This is a genomic window from Arenivirga flava (assembly GCF_030161575.1).
In the GTDB taxonomy this organism is placed as follows: domain Bacteria; phylum Actinomycetota; class Actinomycetes; order Actinomycetales; family Microbacteriaceae; genus Arenivirga; species Arenivirga flava.
On the sequence record NZ_BSUL01000001.1, the window covers coordinates 3,142,082 to 3,156,458 of the forward strand.

At 73.1% G+C, this 14,377-nt stretch carries 15 protein-coding genes and 1 tRNA gene; 9 read left to right on the forward strand and 7 right to left on the reverse strand.

What is annotated here, in order from left to right; all coding sequences use genetic code 11:
* Positions 1–36 precede the first annotated feature (36 nt).
* Positions 37–639, reverse strand: a complete 603-nt coding sequence (locus QQK26_RS15475) for a response regulator transcription factor (RefSeq protein ID WP_284228818.1) — start codon at positions 637–639, stop codon at positions 37–39.
* On the reverse strand, positions 636–1,784 hold the full coding sequence (locus tag QQK26_RS15480) for a sensor histidine kinase (RefSeq protein WP_284228819.1): 1,149 nt from the start codon (positions 1,782–1,784) through the stop codon (positions 636–638). Before QQK26_RS15480 ends, QQK26_RS15475 begins: the two co-directional genes overlap by 4 nt.
* Positions 1,785–1,917: 133 nt before the next feature.
* On the opposite strand from QQK26_RS15480, the gene QQK26_RS15485 reads away from it, so the two are divergent.
* The 7 genes from QQK26_RS15485 (at position 1,918) to QQK26_RS15515 (ending at position 8,104) form a co-directional block, all read left to right on the forward strand.
* Positions 1,918–2,814, forward strand: a complete 897-nt coding sequence (locus QQK26_RS15485) for an ABC transporter ATP-binding protein (RefSeq protein ID WP_284228820.1) — start codon at positions 1,918–1,920, stop codon at positions 2,812–2,814.
* Positions 2,815–2,842: 28 nt separating this feature from the next.
* Positions 2,843–3,568, forward strand: a complete 726-nt coding sequence (locus QQK26_RS15490; protein WP_284228821.1) for an ABC transporter permease — start codon at positions 2,843–2,845, stop codon at positions 3,566–3,568.
* 199 nt (positions 3,569–3,767) lie between these two features.
* Complete coding sequence (locus QQK26_RS15495; RefSeq protein ID WP_284228822.1) at positions 3,768–4,694, forward strand: metal ABC transporter substrate-binding protein; 927 nt, start codon at positions 3,768–3,770, stop codon at positions 4,692–4,694.
* Positions 4,691–5,476 (forward strand): metal ABC transporter ATP-binding protein, encoded by a 786-nt coding sequence (locus QQK26_RS15500; protein ID WP_284234346.1) that lies wholly within the window; start codon positions 4,691–4,693, stop codon positions 5,474–5,476. The genes QQK26_RS15495 and QQK26_RS15500 overlap by 4 nt, the downstream gene beginning before the upstream one ends.
* On the forward strand, positions 5,473–6,399 hold the full coding sequence (locus tag QQK26_RS15505) for a metal ABC transporter permease (RefSeq protein ID WP_284228824.1): 927 nt from the start codon (positions 5,473–5,475) through the stop codon (positions 6,397–6,399). Before QQK26_RS15500 ends, QQK26_RS15505 begins: the two co-directional genes overlap by 4 nt.
* Positions 6,396–7,067 carry a metal-dependent transcriptional regulator gene (locus tag QQK26_RS15510; protein WP_284234348.1) on the forward strand — a complete coding sequence of 224 codons (672 nt, stop codon included), beginning with the start codon at positions 6,396–6,398 and terminating at the stop codon, positions 7,065–7,067. The genes QQK26_RS15505 and QQK26_RS15510 overlap by 4 nt, the downstream gene beginning before the upstream one ends.
* 125 nt (positions 7,068–7,192) lie before the next feature.
* Positions 7,193–8,104 carry a cation diffusion facilitator family transporter gene (locus QQK26_RS15515; protein WP_284228826.1) on the forward strand — a complete coding sequence of 304 codons (912 nt, stop codon included), beginning with the start codon at positions 7,193–7,195 and terminating at the stop codon, positions 8,102–8,104.
* A 151-nt stretch (positions 8,105–8,255) separates the two neighbouring features.
* Here the strand turns inward: QQK26_RS15515 and QQK26_RS15520 are convergent, their stop codons facing one another.
* The 5 genes from QQK26_RS15520 to QQK26_RS15540 form a co-directional block, all read right to left on the reverse strand.
* The gene (locus QQK26_RS15520) at positions 8,256–9,182 is read right to left on the reverse strand and encodes a hypothetical protein (RefSeq protein ID WP_284228833.1); all 927 of its coding nucleotides are present in this window, start codon (positions 9,180–9,182) and stop codon (positions 8,256–8,258) included.
* Positions 9,183–9,680: 498 nt separating this feature from the next.
* Positions 9,681–10,577 (reverse strand): DedA family protein, encoded by an 897-nt coding sequence (locus QQK26_RS15525; RefSeq protein ID WP_284228835.1) that lies wholly within the window; start codon positions 10,575–10,577, stop codon positions 9,681–9,683.
* 32 nt (positions 10,578–10,609) lie between these two features.
* A tRNA-Leu gene (locus QQK26_RS15530) sits at positions 10,610–10,691 on the reverse strand.
* Entirely contained in the window at positions 10,655–11,599 is a 945-nt protein-coding gene (locus tag QQK26_RS15535) for an endo alpha-1,4 polygalactosaminidase (protein WP_348519969.1), read from the reverse strand. The genes QQK26_RS15530 and QQK26_RS15535 overlap by 37 nt, the downstream gene beginning before the upstream one ends.
* Before the next feature lie 9 nt (positions 11,600–11,608).
* Positions 11,609–12,124: a putative glycolipid-binding domain-containing protein gene (locus QQK26_RS15540; RefSeq protein ID WP_284228838.1), complete on the reverse strand. Its 516-nt coding sequence runs from the start codon at positions 12,122–12,124 to the stop codon at positions 11,609–11,611.
* A 197-nt stretch (positions 12,125–12,321) separates the two neighbouring features.
* Here QQK26_RS15540 and QQK26_RS15545 point away from each other — a divergent pair, with 197 nt between their 5' ends.
* Positions 12,322–13,494, forward strand: a complete 1,173-nt coding sequence (locus QQK26_RS15545) for a TadA family conjugal transfer-associated ATPase (protein ID WP_284228840.1) — start codon at positions 12,322–12,324, stop codon at positions 13,492–13,494.
* Positions 13,491–14,360, forward strand: coding sequence for a type II secretion system F family protein (locus tag QQK26_RS15550; protein ID WP_284228842.1), 870 nt, complete (start codon positions 13,491–13,493; stop codon positions 14,358–14,360). Before QQK26_RS15545 ends, QQK26_RS15550 begins: the two co-directional genes overlap by 4 nt.
* Positions 14,361–14,377: the final 17 nt, after the last annotated feature.

A 14,377-nucleotide genomic window follows, 5' to 3' on the forward strand; every position in this document is an offset into this window, starting at 1 on the left:
GGCGCGTGGCCGGGCGCGGTCGCTCGCCCCGCCGGCTCAGAGCCAGCTGCGCTCGCGGGCGACCCGCGCCGCCTGGTGTCGTGAGCTGGTGCCCGTCTTGCCCATCGCGCTCGAGAGGTAGTTGCGCACGGTGCCGCCCGCGAGGTGCAGGCGCGCGCCGATCTCGCGTACCGAGTAGCCCTCCACGGTGAGCCGCAGCGCGTCGAGCTCGCGCTCGGTGAGCGGGCAGTCGTCCATCATCGCCGCCGCGGAGATCTCGCTGTCGATGTAGCGCTGGCCGCCGTGCACGCGCTCGACGACCTCGGCGAGCTGCGCCGGGTCGATCGACTTCGACACGAAGCCGCGCACGCCCGCGCCGAGGGCCCGCTTGAGCAGGCCCGGCCGCCCGTGCCGGGTGAGCAGCACGATCGCGCGGTCCGGGAACGCCTGCAGGATGCGGGTGGTCGCCTCGATGCCGTCCATTCGCGGCATCTCCATGTCGAGCAGCACGACATCCGGTCGGTGCTCGGCGTCGAGGGCGACCGCATCCGCTCCGTTGTCGGCCTGGGCGACGACCTCGATCTGGCCCTCCAGCTCCAGCAGGGCGCCGATGGCACCGCGCAGCAGGTTCTCGTCGTCGGCGAGCAGCACCCGGATCATGCGCGCACCGCCTCGCGGCTGCCGGCGAGGCTCGCCTCGGTCGTGAAGACGCCCTTGTTCACCGAGGCCTGCAGTGCGCCGCCCGCGTCGCGGAAGCGCTCGCCGAGGCGGGCCAGCCCGCGCAGCTTCGGCTCCGCATCCGCCGCCCCATCGTTGCTGAGCAGGATGCGCCGGTCGCCGAAGCGCACGTCGACCCTGCTGGCCTGCGCGTGCCGCAGGATGTTCGTCGTGCCCTCGCGCACGACGAGGCCGAGCAGCTCCTCGCCCTCCTCGGGCGGTGCGCCGTGCACGGTGAAGCGGATGCCCGCGGCCTCGAACAGCGCCTGCGAGTTCGCGAGCTCGGCGCGCAGCGACACCTCCCGCTGGCCGTAGGCGAGCGAGCGTGTCTCGGCGAGCGTCTCGGCCACCAGCCCCTCGATCTCGGCGAGGTGCTGCCGAGCGGCAGCGGGGTCGCGCTCGAGTAGCCGGTCGGCGAGGCGCGCCTTGAGCCGGATGACGTGCAGGGTGTGGCCCTGGATGTCGTGCAGGTCGGCGGCGAAGCGGAAGCGCTCCTGCATGACGGCCAGGCTCGCGGTGGCCTGGCGCGAGTCCTCGAGCTCGAGGGAGATGTTCCAGGCGTAGCGGTTGAGCCACATCATGAGCACGAACGCGAAGATCGTGCCGACGCCGAGCCCCAAGCCGAAGCCGGGCCCGTTCTCGACCGCGGCGCCCATGGTGGGCGGCCCGTCGAGGTCGACCCCGAGCGCCCGGACGATGACGAGGGGCGCCCAGCCGATCGCGCAGGCGAGCAGCGCCCACCACAGCCGGTGCCGCGGGGCGTACGAGACGAGCATGCCGGCGCCGAGCGCGAAGGGCAGGGCTCCCAGCGGGTTCGTGAGGCAGAGCACCGACACCCACCAGAGCGCATAGCCGGCGGCGGTCATGGTCGGCACGATCCAGCGCGGGCCCTGCTCGGCCCAGTAGAGCGCCAGCACGACCGTGGCGAGCACGCTGAAGGCGAGGCTCGTGAGCAGCAGGCCGGGGTTGTCGAACCAGCCGAGGCCGACGAACATGAGCATGAGGATCGAGCTCAGCAGCGACCACGTGGTGTACCGGTGCATCCGGGTCAGCGGCGACGCCCGCCGCTTCACGCGCTTGGTCCTCATCACGCGTCCACGCTAGCGCGGCCGCACGGCACGGAGCAGAGCGGATGCGCACGCCGCGATGTGACATCCGTCACGCGGATGCGTGCTCGCCGGGCACTACTGCGCCGCCGTCCTCCGGCGTTGGATCGGAGCCATGACGAACTCCACCGTGATCCAGGCCACCGGCCTCCGCGTCTCCTACGGCTCCTTCGAGGCCGTCAGCGGCGTCGACCTCACCGTGCAGCGCGGCGAGATCTACGCGCTGCTCGGCACCAACGGCGCCGGCAAGACCACGACCCTCGAGACGCTCGAGGGCCACCGCGCGCCGAGCGCCGGCACCGTCGAGGTGCTCGGCGGCGACCCCGCCGACCGCAAGCGCATCCGCCCGCGCATGGGCGTGATGCTGCAGGAGACGGGTTTCGCCGGCGAGCTCACCACGATCGAGATGGTCGAGCTGGTGGGCCGGCTCTCGGGGCGCAGCGATGACGCGATGCGCCTGCTGCAGGCCGTCGGACTGGCCGACAAGGCGCGCACCCGCCTCGATCAGCTCTCCGGCGGGCAGAAGCGCCGGGTCGACTTCGTCATGGCCATCTACGGCACCCCCGAGCTGGTCTTCCTCGACGAGCCGACCACCGGCCTCGACCCGAGCGCCCGCGAGGCGCTCTGGCAGGTCGTGGAGGACGTGCGCCGGGCCGGCAGCACGATCGTGCTCACCACCCACTACCTGGAGGAGGCGGAGCGCCACGCCGACCGCATCGGGCTCATGCACGAGGGCCGTCTGCAGCGGGAGGGCTCGCTGCAGGAGCTCGTGGAGGCGCATCCCTCCCGCATCCGCTTCGCGCCCGTCGAAGGGCTGGCGGAGCTGCCGCTCGCGCACCGCCTCGACGACGAGCTCGTGACCATCGAGACCTCCGAGCTGCAGGACGACCTCACCGCCCTGCTCGGCTGGGCCGCCGCCCGGGGCGTGCGACTCGACCGCCTCAGCGCCACCAGCTCGAGCCTGGAGGACGTCTTCCGTCAGCTCGGCACCGCGCAGCCCGCGAACGCCTGACACCCCCGAACCCGACAAGGAGAACCTGATGCTCGCCATCGCCGCCGCCGAGTCCAAGATGCTCGTGCGCAACAAGCTCGTCGCCTTCAGCGCCCTGCTCATGCCGTTCCTGTTCGGCTTCCTCATGATCAACATGAGCGACAACTTCGGCGGCTTCGCCTTCGCCGCCTCGTCCCTGGTCATCAGCGTGGTCGCGACCGCGGTCTACCTGACGTCGACGACGACGCTCTCCGCGCGCCGCCAGAACCTCTTCCTGAAGCGGATGCGCTCCACCGCCGAGAGCGATCTCGGCATCATCACCGGGCTGCTGCTGCCCACCGTCGTGCTCGCCGCGGTGCAGCTCGCGGTGATCCTCACCGGCATGGTGGTGTTCGGCGGCACGACCATCGCGAACCCCGTCGTCGTGATCGCGGCGATCCTGCTCGCGGTCGTCATGTTCGTCGGTCTCGCGCTCGCGACCGCCGGCGTGACGAACTCGCCGGAGCACGCCCAGGTCACCACGCTGCCGGTCTTCTTCATCGCCATCGCGGCCTCCGTGTGGGCGGGCATCGGCTCGCGGATCGAGGAGCCGGGCTCGGTCTTCGGCCTGGTGCGCGCCTTCCTGCCCGGCGGCGGCGTGGCCGAGCTCGTCGGGCTGGGCTGGAGCGGCGCACCGGTGGGCGAGCTCCTGGCCCCGCTCGGCGGAGCGGTGCTCTGGGCGGTCATCGGCCTCGTCGCGGCGCGGCGGATGTTCCGCTGGGAGCCGCGGGTCTGAGCGATCCGGTGCGCCGCCGCCCCGCGGCGCACGCCCGGCGGGAGCGACCGAGCGCGGTCGCTCCTGCCGGGCCGATCGGCACCGGGCCCCGTCTCGGCGGGGCCCTCTGCCATGTCGGCCGCCAGGCCGTCCGTCCGCAGTCCGTGGCCGGGCACGGATCCGGGGCTACTGTCGTGCTGCCGTGGTCTAAGGTTTCGGTATGCCGAAACTTCGATCGTCGACGTCCCTCGCGGCGGTGCTCACCGCTGGTCTGCTGCTGAGCGGATGCGCGAACCCGTTCGCCGACGGGGCACCGCCGACCGCCTCCGACGCCGCCGAGCGCCCGGTGGTGCTGACCACCTTCACGGTGCTCGCCGACCTCGTCGCCGAGATCGGCGGCGATGCCGTCGAGGTGCGCTCCATCACGCGGGTCGGCGCCGAGATCCACGGCTACGAACCGACGCCCTCCGACCTCGTCGCGGCGCAGGACGCGGACCTCATCCTGGACAACGGCCTGGGCCTGGAAGGCTGGTTCGCGCAGTTCACGGACGGCATCGATGCGCCGCACGCGACGCTCAGCGACGGCGTCGAGACCATCGCGATCGGCACCGGCGAGTACGAGGGGCGGGTCAATCCGCACGCCTGGATGTCGCCGAAGGAGGCCGCCGTCTACGTCGACAACGCGGTGGATGCCCTCTCGGCGCTGGTGCCCGCATCCGCTCGCTCCTTCGAGGAGAACGGCGAGGCGTACCAGGCCTCCCTCGCGGAGCTCGAGGCGAGGATCGTCGACGCCGTCGCCACGATCCCGCCGGAGCAGCGGATGCTCGTCACCTGCGAGGGCGCCTTCAGCTACCTCGCGCGCGACGCCGGCCTCGACGAGGCGTACCTCTGGGCGGTGAATCAGGAGCGTCAGGGCACTCCGCAGCAGACCGCCGCGGTCGTCGACACGGTGCGCGAGCGCGGGGTGCGCGCCGTGTTCTGCGAGTCGACCGTCAGCGACGCCGCGCAGCGCCAGGTGGCGCTCGAGACCGGGGCGGTCCTGGCGGGACCGCTGTACGTGGACTCGCTCAGCGAGGGCGCCCCCGTGCCCACACTGCTCGACCTGCTCGAGCACGACATCGACACCATCGTGGCGGCGCTCGCGTGAGCGCCGTGGTGGTCGCCGACCTCACCGTGCACTACGGCGAGGTGCTCGCGTTGAGCGCGGTCGACCTGCGGCTCGAGGAGGGCCGCGTGATCGGGCTGCTCGGCACCAACGGTGCCGGCAAGTCGACGCTCTTCAACTCCGTCATGGGTCTCGTCGCCCCCACCCGCGGGCGTGTCGAAGTGCTGGGCGGCGCCTCGTCCGACGCCCGCCGCCGCGGGCTCGTCGCCTTCGTGCCGCAGAGCGAGCGGATCGACACCGACTTCCCGGTCTCGGTGCGCGACGTCGTGGCGATGGGCCGCTACGGCCGCCTCGGCATCACGCGACGGCTGCGCGCAGCGGACCGCGACGCCGTGGAGTCGGCGATCGCGCGCGTCGGACTCGCGGAGCTGGCCGACCGGCAGATCGGCGAGCTCTCCGGCGGGCAGCGCAAGCGCGCCTTCGTCGCCCGCGGCATCGCGCAGGACGCCCGCCTGCTGCTGCTCGACGAGCCCTTCGCCGGCGTCGACGTCACCTCGCAGGCGCTCATCACACAGCTGCTGCACGAGCTGCGCGACGAGGGCCGCACCGTGCTGATCTCGACCCACGACCTCGCCGGCGTGCCCGCCCTCTGCGACGAGGTGGTGCTGCTGCACCACCGCGTCGTCTTCCACGGCGACCCGGCGTCGGCCATGGCCCCCGAGCGGCTCGCGCACGCCTTCGTGGGGCCGGACGCGCCGGATGCGGCGCACGCCCCGCCCGCCGCCTCCGCGCATCCGCTCGACCGATCGGGGGAGCCCGCATGATCGACCTCATCCTCGAGCCGCTGCAGTACTCGTTCATGACACGCGCGCTCCTGGTCAGCCTCGTCGCGGCGGTCACCTGCGCCCTGCTCAGCGTCTGGCTCGTGCAGATCGGCTGGTCGCTCATGGGCGACGCGGTGTCGCACGCCGTGCTGCCCGGGGTGGTCATCGCCTACCTCATCGGCTGGCCGTTCGCGATCGGCGCCTTCGTGTTCGGCGTCGGGGCGGTGGCCCTGATCGGCGGCATCCAGGCGACGACGCGGATCAAGGCGGATGCGGCGATCGGCGTCGTCTTCACCGCGCTCTTCGCGCTCGGCGTGGTGCTCATCAGCCGCACGCCGTCGGGCGTCGATCTGAGCCACATCCTCTTCGGCAACGTGCTCGGCACCAGCGCCGCGGACCTCGTGCAGGTGCTGATCATCGGTGCGGTCACGGCCGCGGTGCTGCTGCTCAAACGCCGCGACCTGACGCTGTTCGCCTTCGATCCCTCGCACGCGCATGCGCTGGGGCTCAGCGTGCGGTGGCTGCGCGCACTGCTCCTGGGCCTGCTGGCGCTCACGGTCGTCACGGCGCTGCAGGCCGTGGGCATCATCCTCGTGGTGGCGATGCTCATCACGCCGGGCGCCACGGTCGTGCTGCTCAGCCGGCGTTTCGACCGCATGCTGCTGCTGGCCGTGCTCATCACGGCGGTGAGCGCCGCCGTCGGCGTCTACGCCAGCTACCACCTCGACGTCGCGACCGGCGGGTCGATCGTGCTCGCGCAGGCCGCGGCGTTCCTGCTCGCGTTCCTGTTCGGTCCGCGCGGCGGGATGCTCGTGCGGTTGCGCGGGCGGCGGCGGGCGCGGGCGGCGACGGCGCCGCCCTCCGGAGCCGGTCCGCTGCCGGCCGGCGGCGCATCCGCTCGTCTCGACGGAGTCGCGCCGTGAAGGCCGTCGCCGGGGCGCCCACCTCGGTCGCCGAGGACTATGTGAAGGTCGTCTACGGGCACACCGAGTGGCAGCCGGCGCCCATCACGACCTCGGGCATCGCGGTGCGACTCGGGCTCGCGGCCTCGAGCGTCACGGAGATGGTCAAGAAGCTCGCCGCGGCCGGCCTGCTCACCCACGTGCCCTACGGCGCCGTCGAGCTCACCGATCGCGGCCGCGAGCTCGCGCTGCGCATGGTGCGCCGGCACCGTCTGATCGAGACGTGGCTCGTCGAGCAGCACGGCTACGGCTGGGACGAGGTGCACGACGAGGCCGAGGTGCTGGAGCACACCGTCAGCGACCGGCTGCTCGACTCGATCGACGAGCAGCTCGGCCGGCCCGTGCGCGATCCGCACGGCGACCCGATCCCCGACGCGGCCGGAGCCCTGCACCGACCGGACGCCGTGCTGCTCGGCGAGGCTCCCGACGGCCACGTCGGGGCGGTCGTGCGCATCAGCGACCGCGACCCCGACCTGCTGCGCTACCTGGAGGCGGAGGGCATCGGGCTCGACACGACCATCTCGGTGCTCGGCAGGCGCCCGTTCGGCGGAGCGCTGGCCGTGCGCGCAGCGGAGGCGGAGCTCGACCTCGGCGAGGAGGTCGCGTCCAGCGTGTGGATCGCGCGCTGACGCGCATCCGATCGCGCAGGTGTCGGCGGTGGGCATCCGCTGTGCGTGAAAGCGCCGATCAGAGCGAGGATCGTTCTCATTCCCGAGATGCCCCACGGGTGACGGATGCGCCCTACGGTGGTCGCATGAGTCACGCGCACGAGCACGGTCAGGGATCGAACCGGCGGCGCCTGCTGCTCGCGATCGCGGTCATCGGCGGGTTCCTGCTCATCGAGGTCATCGGCGCCCTGCTGAGCGGTTCGCTGGCGCTGCTCGCCGACGCCGGCCACATGCTCGGCGACCTCGTCGGGCTCTGCGTCGCGCTCGTCGCGCTGTCGGTCGCCGCTCGGCCGGCCACGGATCGGCAGACCTTCGGCTTCCGCCGCGCCGAGGTGTTCGGCGCCCTGGTGAACGGCGTCATCCTCGCCGCCGTCGCGGTGAGCGTGGGCATCGAGGGCGTGCGCCGGCTCCTGGAGCCGGCTGAGGGCCACGTCGACGGCCCGCTCATGCTCGCGGTCGCCGCGGCGGGCCTGCTGGCGAACGTCGCGGCGCTGCTCGTGCTGCGCGGCGGCCGCGGCGAGTCCATCAACCTGCGCGGTGCCTACCTCGAGGTGCTCGGCGACCTGATCGGCTCCGTCGCGGCGATCCTCGCCGGCGCCGTCATCCTGACGACCGGATGGGCGCCCACCGACGCCATCGCCTCGCTCGCCATCGCGGCCCTCATCCTGCCCCGCGCCATCGCGCTGCTGCGCGAGGTCGTCCACGTGCTCAGCGAGAGCGCTCCGCGCGAGACGAGCGTCGCCGAGATCCGCGAGCACGTGCTCCGCGCCGACGGCGTCGTGGCGGTGCACGACGTGCACGTGTGGGCGATCACCTCGGGGCACCCGGTGTTCACCGCGCACGTCGTGGTCGAGGACTCGGTGCTCGAGTCGGGCGGCACCGATGCGCTGCTCGACCGACTCGCCGGCTGCCTGGCCGAGCACTTCGACGTGGCGCACTCCACGTTCCAGCTCGAGCCGGCCTCGCACGCCCACCACGAGGACGTCGCGCACCGCTGATCGGTGCGCTCCTCGTGGCCCTCGCCGGTGCCGCTCCTCTGCTCCCGGCCGCCGCTCCTCTGCTCCCCGGCAGCTGCTCCTCGTTGCGCAGTGCAGCACGCGAGCGACACGGGAGTATCGAGACTCCTACGTCTTGGTCGGTCGGATACGGCTACTCGATGGCCCGCGGCTGCGCACGCCAGCGCCCCTGGGGGATGCCGGCGCGCAGCATGGCCAGCCTCAGGGGCTCCACGCGCATCACGTCGCTCCAGATCCAGCGGATGAACGCATCACCGGTGGCGGCACGGATCGCGTCTTCGCGGAGCTTCTCATCGATGACCACCTCGGCGGGCGTGCGCCCCTTGCGGAACTCCGCGGCGCGGTACTTCTCCAGACCGTCGAACTCGCCCCGCCGACGCCAGCGGGGCCAGCCGAAGTCCGTCGCGTACGGCGTGCCGATGGCCGGCACCTGCAGCAGCGGCGCCGGGAAGCCGAGCTCGAGCAGCGTGGCTCGACTCGTCGACTCGCCCGCGTTCGCGGCGTGGCCGTCGGCCCAGCTGATGGCGAGCTGCGCACGGCGATGCGCACGGGGCGCAGCGGCATCCAGTTCGGCCGACAACGCCTCGCGCGACCAGCCGCGGCGCAGCGCCTCATCGAGGGGTGCCAGCGCGAAACGGAACGGCGACGTCGCAGCGAGATCCACGAGGGTGCGTCCGATGGGCGTGGCGAGCGCCGCCCCGACCCGCACGACGTCGACGGTTCCGCTGCTGGTATGGCGCAGGACCGCGGCGGTCGAACGCGAGCGGACCGTGCGTCGCTCCACGACCTCGGGGCGCTCCGGCATCGGCCCGATGAGCGGCAGACCGTGCGCGACGGCTGCCGAGCGATGGCTCAGCACCGCCTCCGGCACGGTCGCGACCAGCGCGTGGGTGCGGAGGGCGAACCGCTCCCTGGGGTTCACGAGCTCCCAGTCCCGTCGCGCGATGTAGGCGCCGGGGCGGATGCGCACGAGCGCGCCGCGCTGCTGCGCGCGCTGCAAGCCGCGAGGGTCCGATCCCGGGGAGCGGCCGATGATGATGAGTCGCGGGTCGATCTGCATCCGTCGACGATGCCGGCCGCGTCGCGGCCACGGTGACCGCCCGGGAGACCCGTGCTGGGAGCTCCCGTTGCGCCCGATGTGGAGGGATGGAGCACCGGAGCGTCACGGCGGTATCGGCACCGGTACGGCGCAGTCGTCCGCGTACTGCGCCGACGGCGTGGCATCGCCGGTGGCCCGGCGAGCGCCGTGAGAGGAGCGCACCGCGCACGCGGCTCGCATCCGCTCGGGGTGCCTCAGCGCCCGCGTCATACAGCGCCCGCGTCATACAGCGCCCGCGTCATACAGTGCCCGTGTCATGCAGTGCCCGTGTCATGCAGTGCCCGTGTCGTGCAGCGCCGGTGTCATGCAGTGCCCGTGTCATGCAGTACCGGTGCGACACGGTCGTACGGATGCCGCTACGACTGGGACGTTCGCGTACTCCTTCACGGGGAGGCGCGGCCGTGGTGGCCACAGCGCGTCGGCGCGCTGCCGCGGCATCGCGTCAGCCGAGGTGGCGCGTCAGCCGCGGCGTCGCGGCTCCGGGCCGTGCTCGTCGAGCGAGCCGTGCTCGATCGACGGCGACCTATGCGGCGCACCGGTCGACTCCGACCCGGTGCCGGGCGCAGCGGGCGCACCGATCGCCCCCGACTCGGTGCCGGGACCCCCGGGCGCACCGGTCGGCGCCGACTCGGCGCCGGGCGCCCCGGCATCCTCCTCCTCCTGGCGCTCGCGCCGCTCCTTCAGCCAGTGCACGACCATGCTCGCCACGACGATGACGACCAGCCCGATGAGCACGTACTCGATGTAGTGCGTGACGAGGTCCGCGACTCCGGGGATATGGGCCACGCCCCAGCCGACCATGACGAGCCCGACGCCCCAGACCAGTGCGCCCAGCACGTTGAAGAAGAGGAACTTGCGGTACGGCATCCGGCCGACGCCCGCGGCGACCGGCGCGATGGTGCGGGCAACCGGCACGAAGCGCGCGATCGTGACCGCGAGGCCCCCGTATCGCTCGAAGAAGGCGTTGGTGCGCTCGACGCTGCGGCGCGAGAAGAAGCCGCTCGACTTGCGCTCGAAGATCGCCGGGCCGCTCTTGACGCCGATCAGGTACCCCAGCTGGTCGCCGAGCACCGCTGCGGCGAAGACGGCCAGGCACACCAGCCACACGGGCTGCGGAATCGTGCCCTGGAAGGTGAGCACCCCCGTCACCAGCAGCAGGGTGTCGCCCGGCAGCAGGAAGCCGATGAGCAGCCCGGTCTCGACGAACACGATGGCGCACACGACGAGCAGGCCCCAGGTGCCGGCGCCGGAGATCAGGCCCTCCACGTCGAACAGGCCTGCGGCGAGCGTCTCCACGGGGGTCTCCTGATGCGGGGCCACGAAGCCGCGGCAGGGTGTGCGGGCCTCCTCCGCCATCGCGGCGAGCGGATGCGGGGAGGTTCGATCGGTGCGGAAGGAGGGACTCGAACCCTCACGCCCTGGAGCACAGGAACCTAAATCCTGCGTGTCTGCCGATTCCACCACTCCCGCGGGTGTGCCCAGTGTATCCGCGGGCGCCGTGCAGCCTCGTCCGACCGCGGGATGACGCAGGACGGCGCCCCGGACCAGTCGGGCCGTCGCCCGCCAGCGTCCTCCCGGCCCGCCTCAGCCGCAGAGCTGGAACACGTGCGCCGGGTCGCCGGGCACCGTGAGATCGCGATCGCGCAGCACCACCGAGGCCGGCGTGGCCGGATCGTCGCAGATCTCCTCGAAGGGCGCGGCAGCGCATCCGTGTACTCGATGTCGATGACCGCGTCGCCGTAGACGTCGGTGTAGGCACGGCACTCGTCGAAGGCCGCGCACTCCTCGACGACGGCGAAGTCGAAGCCGGCCTCGTCGTGCATCCGCTCGGTCAGCTCCGCCGCGTTCTTCTGGCCCGCGGCGAGCCCCGCGCCGTGCGCGATGTCGACGAGGGCGGATGCGAGCGCCAGGTTGTCGTCCACGGTCAGCGCGTCGTCCGAGCGCGTGAACGTGTCGAGGTTGTCGAACTCGACCGCGTCGAAGCCGTCCTCGGCGCAGCCCTCGATCCACGGGCCGACGAGGTCGACGATCGCGTCGCGGCCCTCGGCCGTGCTCGTGTCGAGCAGCGCCTCGTCCGGCCAGTCGGGGTCGAAGACGGTCTCGCCGTCCCGCTGCAGCAGCAGCTCGTCGGGCCACTGCTCGAGCTCGCCGGGCTGGGTCTGGAAGCCGTTGACGTAGCAGACCGAGTAGGCGCCCTCCGCGGGTTCCGCGGACCGGTCGCGGCCGACGATACCGACCGCGGGGTCGGGGTCGTAGGCGCCGCCGAGCTGGTAGTCGGGGGCCGCGCCGGCGGGGAAGCCGTCGTCCGGCTGCGCGGCGCATCCGCTCAGCAGCAGGGCCGTGACGGCGACGGCGGCGAGCGGGCGGATGCGGGGCACGGGATGAGCCTAGGCTCGCTCGAACAGCCCCGGGTAGTCCACGACGAGCCCCTCGTCGTCGACCTCGATCTCGCGCTCGAAGCCCCCGTCGAGCGCCTCGTACCGGTAGCGGCGGGCATCGAGGCGGGTGTACCGCTGCCCGTCGGGTTGCACGGCGAGGTCGGGGGAGACGTAGGCGGTGACGATCTCGGCGCTCGCCCCGACGGGCAGCCGCAGCCGCCGGATCGGCAGCGTGTTGGTGAACGGCGACAGGGCCAGGTCGATGTCGACGGCCGCCGCCAGATCGTCGCGGCGCTCGCCGTCGACCCGCCAGGTGCAGTGCGAGCGCTCCAGTCGCAGCTCCCGCTCGCCGTGGCGCAGCAGCAGGCTGCGGAACCACCACAGGGGCGACAGCTCGAGGCTGTAGCGGATGCGCCGACCGCCGGACTCGAGCGTGGACTCGGCCCGGATCCGCTCCGGTTCGCTGCGGAGCGCCAGACGCTCGATGCTCGCGGGATCGGTGCCGCGCCACGCTACGACGGTCATGCCCGAACGCTACGCATCGACGCTGATCAGCGGATGAACGAGGGTGGGGGCCGACGCCGGGGGACATGACATCGACCCCCGGGAGACGAGAGTAGCCAGCGGCGGATGTGCGGACGCTCGGAGCGCCGGACGGTGGAGAACACTGCGCCCTGTGGATAACGCAGGCCCGCCGATCCGCGGCGAACGACCATGACCGCATGCCCACCGCCGTCGCCGTCATCACCGATCGGGTGCGCGAGCGCCTGCGACGCGACGGCGTCGATCTCGCCGTCCGTCCGGAGGCCGCGGGCTCCCTCGTGCGCGAGGAGGTGCGCCGCTACGCGGAGCGCGCGCTCGCCGGCGACGGCCCGCTGCTCGGCGACGAGCCCGGCACCGCGCGGCAGGTGCTCGCCCAGCTGACCGGCCACGGACCGCTGCAGCCGCTGTTCGACGACCCCTCGGTCGAGGAGATCTGGATCAACGGCGTCGACAAGGTCTTCGCCGCGAGGAACGGCGTCTCCGAGTCCACCGGCATCCGGCTCTCGCAGATCGAGATCCGCGACCTCGTCGAGCGGATGCTGCAGACCTCCGGTCGCCGCGTCGACCTCTCGAGCCCGTTCGTGGACGCGTCGCTGCCGGACGGCTCGCGGCTCCACGTCACGATCCCGGACATCACGCGCGAGTGGTCCGTCAACATCCGCCGCTTCCCGCAGCGCATCCGCTCGCTGCAGCGGCTCGTCGAGCTCGGGTCGCTCGACGCGGCGCTCGCCGAGGTGCTGCGCGACGCGGTGCGCGCCGGGCGCAGCATCCTGGTCACCGGCGCGACGCAGGCCGGCAAGACGACGACGCTGGCGGCGCTGCTCGGCGAGAGCGCGCCGAGCGATCGCATCGTCACGGTCGAGGAGACCTTCGAGCTCGCGATCGAGGCCCGCGACGTCGTGGCCATGCAGTGCCGGCAGCCGAGCCTCGAGGGCACCGGCGAGGTGACGTTGCGCCGCCTCGTCAAGGAGGCGCTGCGCATGCGGCCCGACCGCATCGTCGTGGGCGAGGTGCGCGACGCCGAGGCGCTCGACCTGCTGCTCGCGCTCAACGCCGGCCTGCCCGGCATGTGCACGCTGCACGCCAACAGCGCCCGCGATGCCCTCGCCAAGCTCTGCACGCTGCCGCTGCTGGCCGGGCGCAACATCGACGCCGGCTTCATCCTGCCGACCGTGGCCGCCAGCCTCGACCTCGTCGTGCACTGCGAGCTGCTCCCGGACGGGCGGCGCCGCATCCGCGAGGTCGTCGCGCCGATGGGCGTCGAGGGGGCGACGATCGCGGTGCGCACGGTCTACGAAGCGGATGCGGCGCCGTCCCCCGCTGCATCGCCGGCCCGGGCGGTGACCCGGTGACCGGGCCGATCCTGCTGGGGGCGCTGCTCGGCGCCGGTGTGCTGCTGCTCGCGGCGCCGAAGCTCTGGCCGCGCGCGACGCGCGAGCGCCGCCGCGAACCCGGCCCGCTGCGCCTGCTCCGCGACCGCCTCGTGCAGGCGGGCCTCGCCTCCGTCTCCGCCCCGGTCTTCCTGCTGGTCGTGCTGCTCGTCGCCCTCGCCACGACGGTGCTGGGCGCCGCGCTGCTGCCGGTGCCCGCGCTGGGCCTCGTGCTCGGCGCCGTGGCGCTCGTGCTGCCCTTCCTGCTGCTCGGCTCGCGGGCGCGCAGCCGGCGGCGCTCCGGCCGTGAGCACTGGCCCGACGTGGTCGACCTGCTCGTCTCCGCGGTACGCGCGGGCAGCACGCTGCCCGAGGCGATCGCGCGTCTCGGCGACGTGGCGCCGGAGCCCGTACGGCCGGTGTTCATCCGCTTCGCCGACGACTACGAGACGACCGGCGATGTCGGCCGTTGCCTCGACGACGCGAAGGCGCGGCTCGCGGACCCCGTCGCGGACCGCATCCTCGAGACGCTGCGCATGGCGCGCGAGGTCGGCGGCACCGAGCTGACCAGCGTGCTGCGCGGCCTCGCCGCCGCCCTGCGCGCCGAGGCTGCGGTGCGCCGCGAACTGGAGGCTCGGCAGGGCTGGCTCGTCAACGCCGCCCGGCTCGGCGTCGCCGCGCCGTGGATCGTGCTCGTCATGCTCGTCTCCCGACCCGAGGCCGCGGCGGCCTACGACACCCCGACGGGCGCCGCGGTGATCGTCGGCGGCGTCGGCGTCTCGCTGCTGGCGTACCGGGTGATGCGCGGTCTCGGACGGCTGCCGGAGGAGCGGCGGTGGTTCCGATGACGCTGCCGCTCGCGCTC

Excerpts from the sequence above, each read along its gene's own strand:
- QQK26_RS15520 (WP_284228833.1), bottom strand. The coding sequence starts at position 9,182 with ATGCAGATCGACCCGCGACTCATCATCATCGGCCGCTCCCCGGGATCG.
- QQK26_RS15480 (WP_284228819.1), bottom strand. The coding sequence starts at position 1,784 with ATGAGGACCAAGCGCGTGAAGCGGCGGGCGTCGCCGCTGACCCGGATG.
- QQK26_RS15515 (WP_284228826.1), top strand. The coding sequence starts at position 7,193 with ATGAGTCACGCGCACGAGCACGGTCAGGGATCGAACCGGCGGCGCCTG.
- QQK26_RS15485 (WP_284228820.1), top strand. The coding sequence starts at position 1,918 with ATGACGAACTCCACCGTGATCCAGGCCACCGGCCTCCGCGTCTCCTAC.
- QQK26_RS15505 (WP_284228824.1), top strand. The coding sequence starts at position 5,473 with ATGATCGACCTCATCCTCGAGCCGCTGCAGTACTCGTTCATGACACGC.
- QQK26_RS15490 (WP_284228821.1), top strand. The coding sequence starts at position 2,843 with ATGCTCGCCATCGCCGCCGCCGAGTCCAAGATGCTCGTGCGCAACAAG.
- QQK26_RS15495 (WP_284228822.1), top strand. The coding sequence starts at position 3,768 with ATGCCGAAACTTCGATCGTCGACGTCCCTCGCGGCGGTGCTCACCGCT.
- QQK26_RS15475 (WP_284228818.1), bottom strand. The coding sequence starts at position 639 with ATGATCCGGGTGCTGCTCGCCGACGACGAGAACCTGCTGCGCGGTGCC.
- QQK26_RS15540 (WP_284228838.1), bottom strand. The coding sequence starts at position 12,124 with ATGACCGTCGTAGCGTGGCGCGGCACCGATCCCGCGAGCATCGAGCGT.
- QQK26_RS15545 (WP_284228840.1), top strand. The coding sequence starts at position 12,322 with ATGCCCACCGCCGTCGCCGTCATCACCGATCGGGTGCGCGAGCGCCTG.
- QQK26_RS15525 (WP_284228835.1), bottom strand. The coding sequence starts at position 10,577 with ATGGCGGAGGAGGCCCGCACACCCTGCCGCGGCTTCGTGGCCCCGCAT.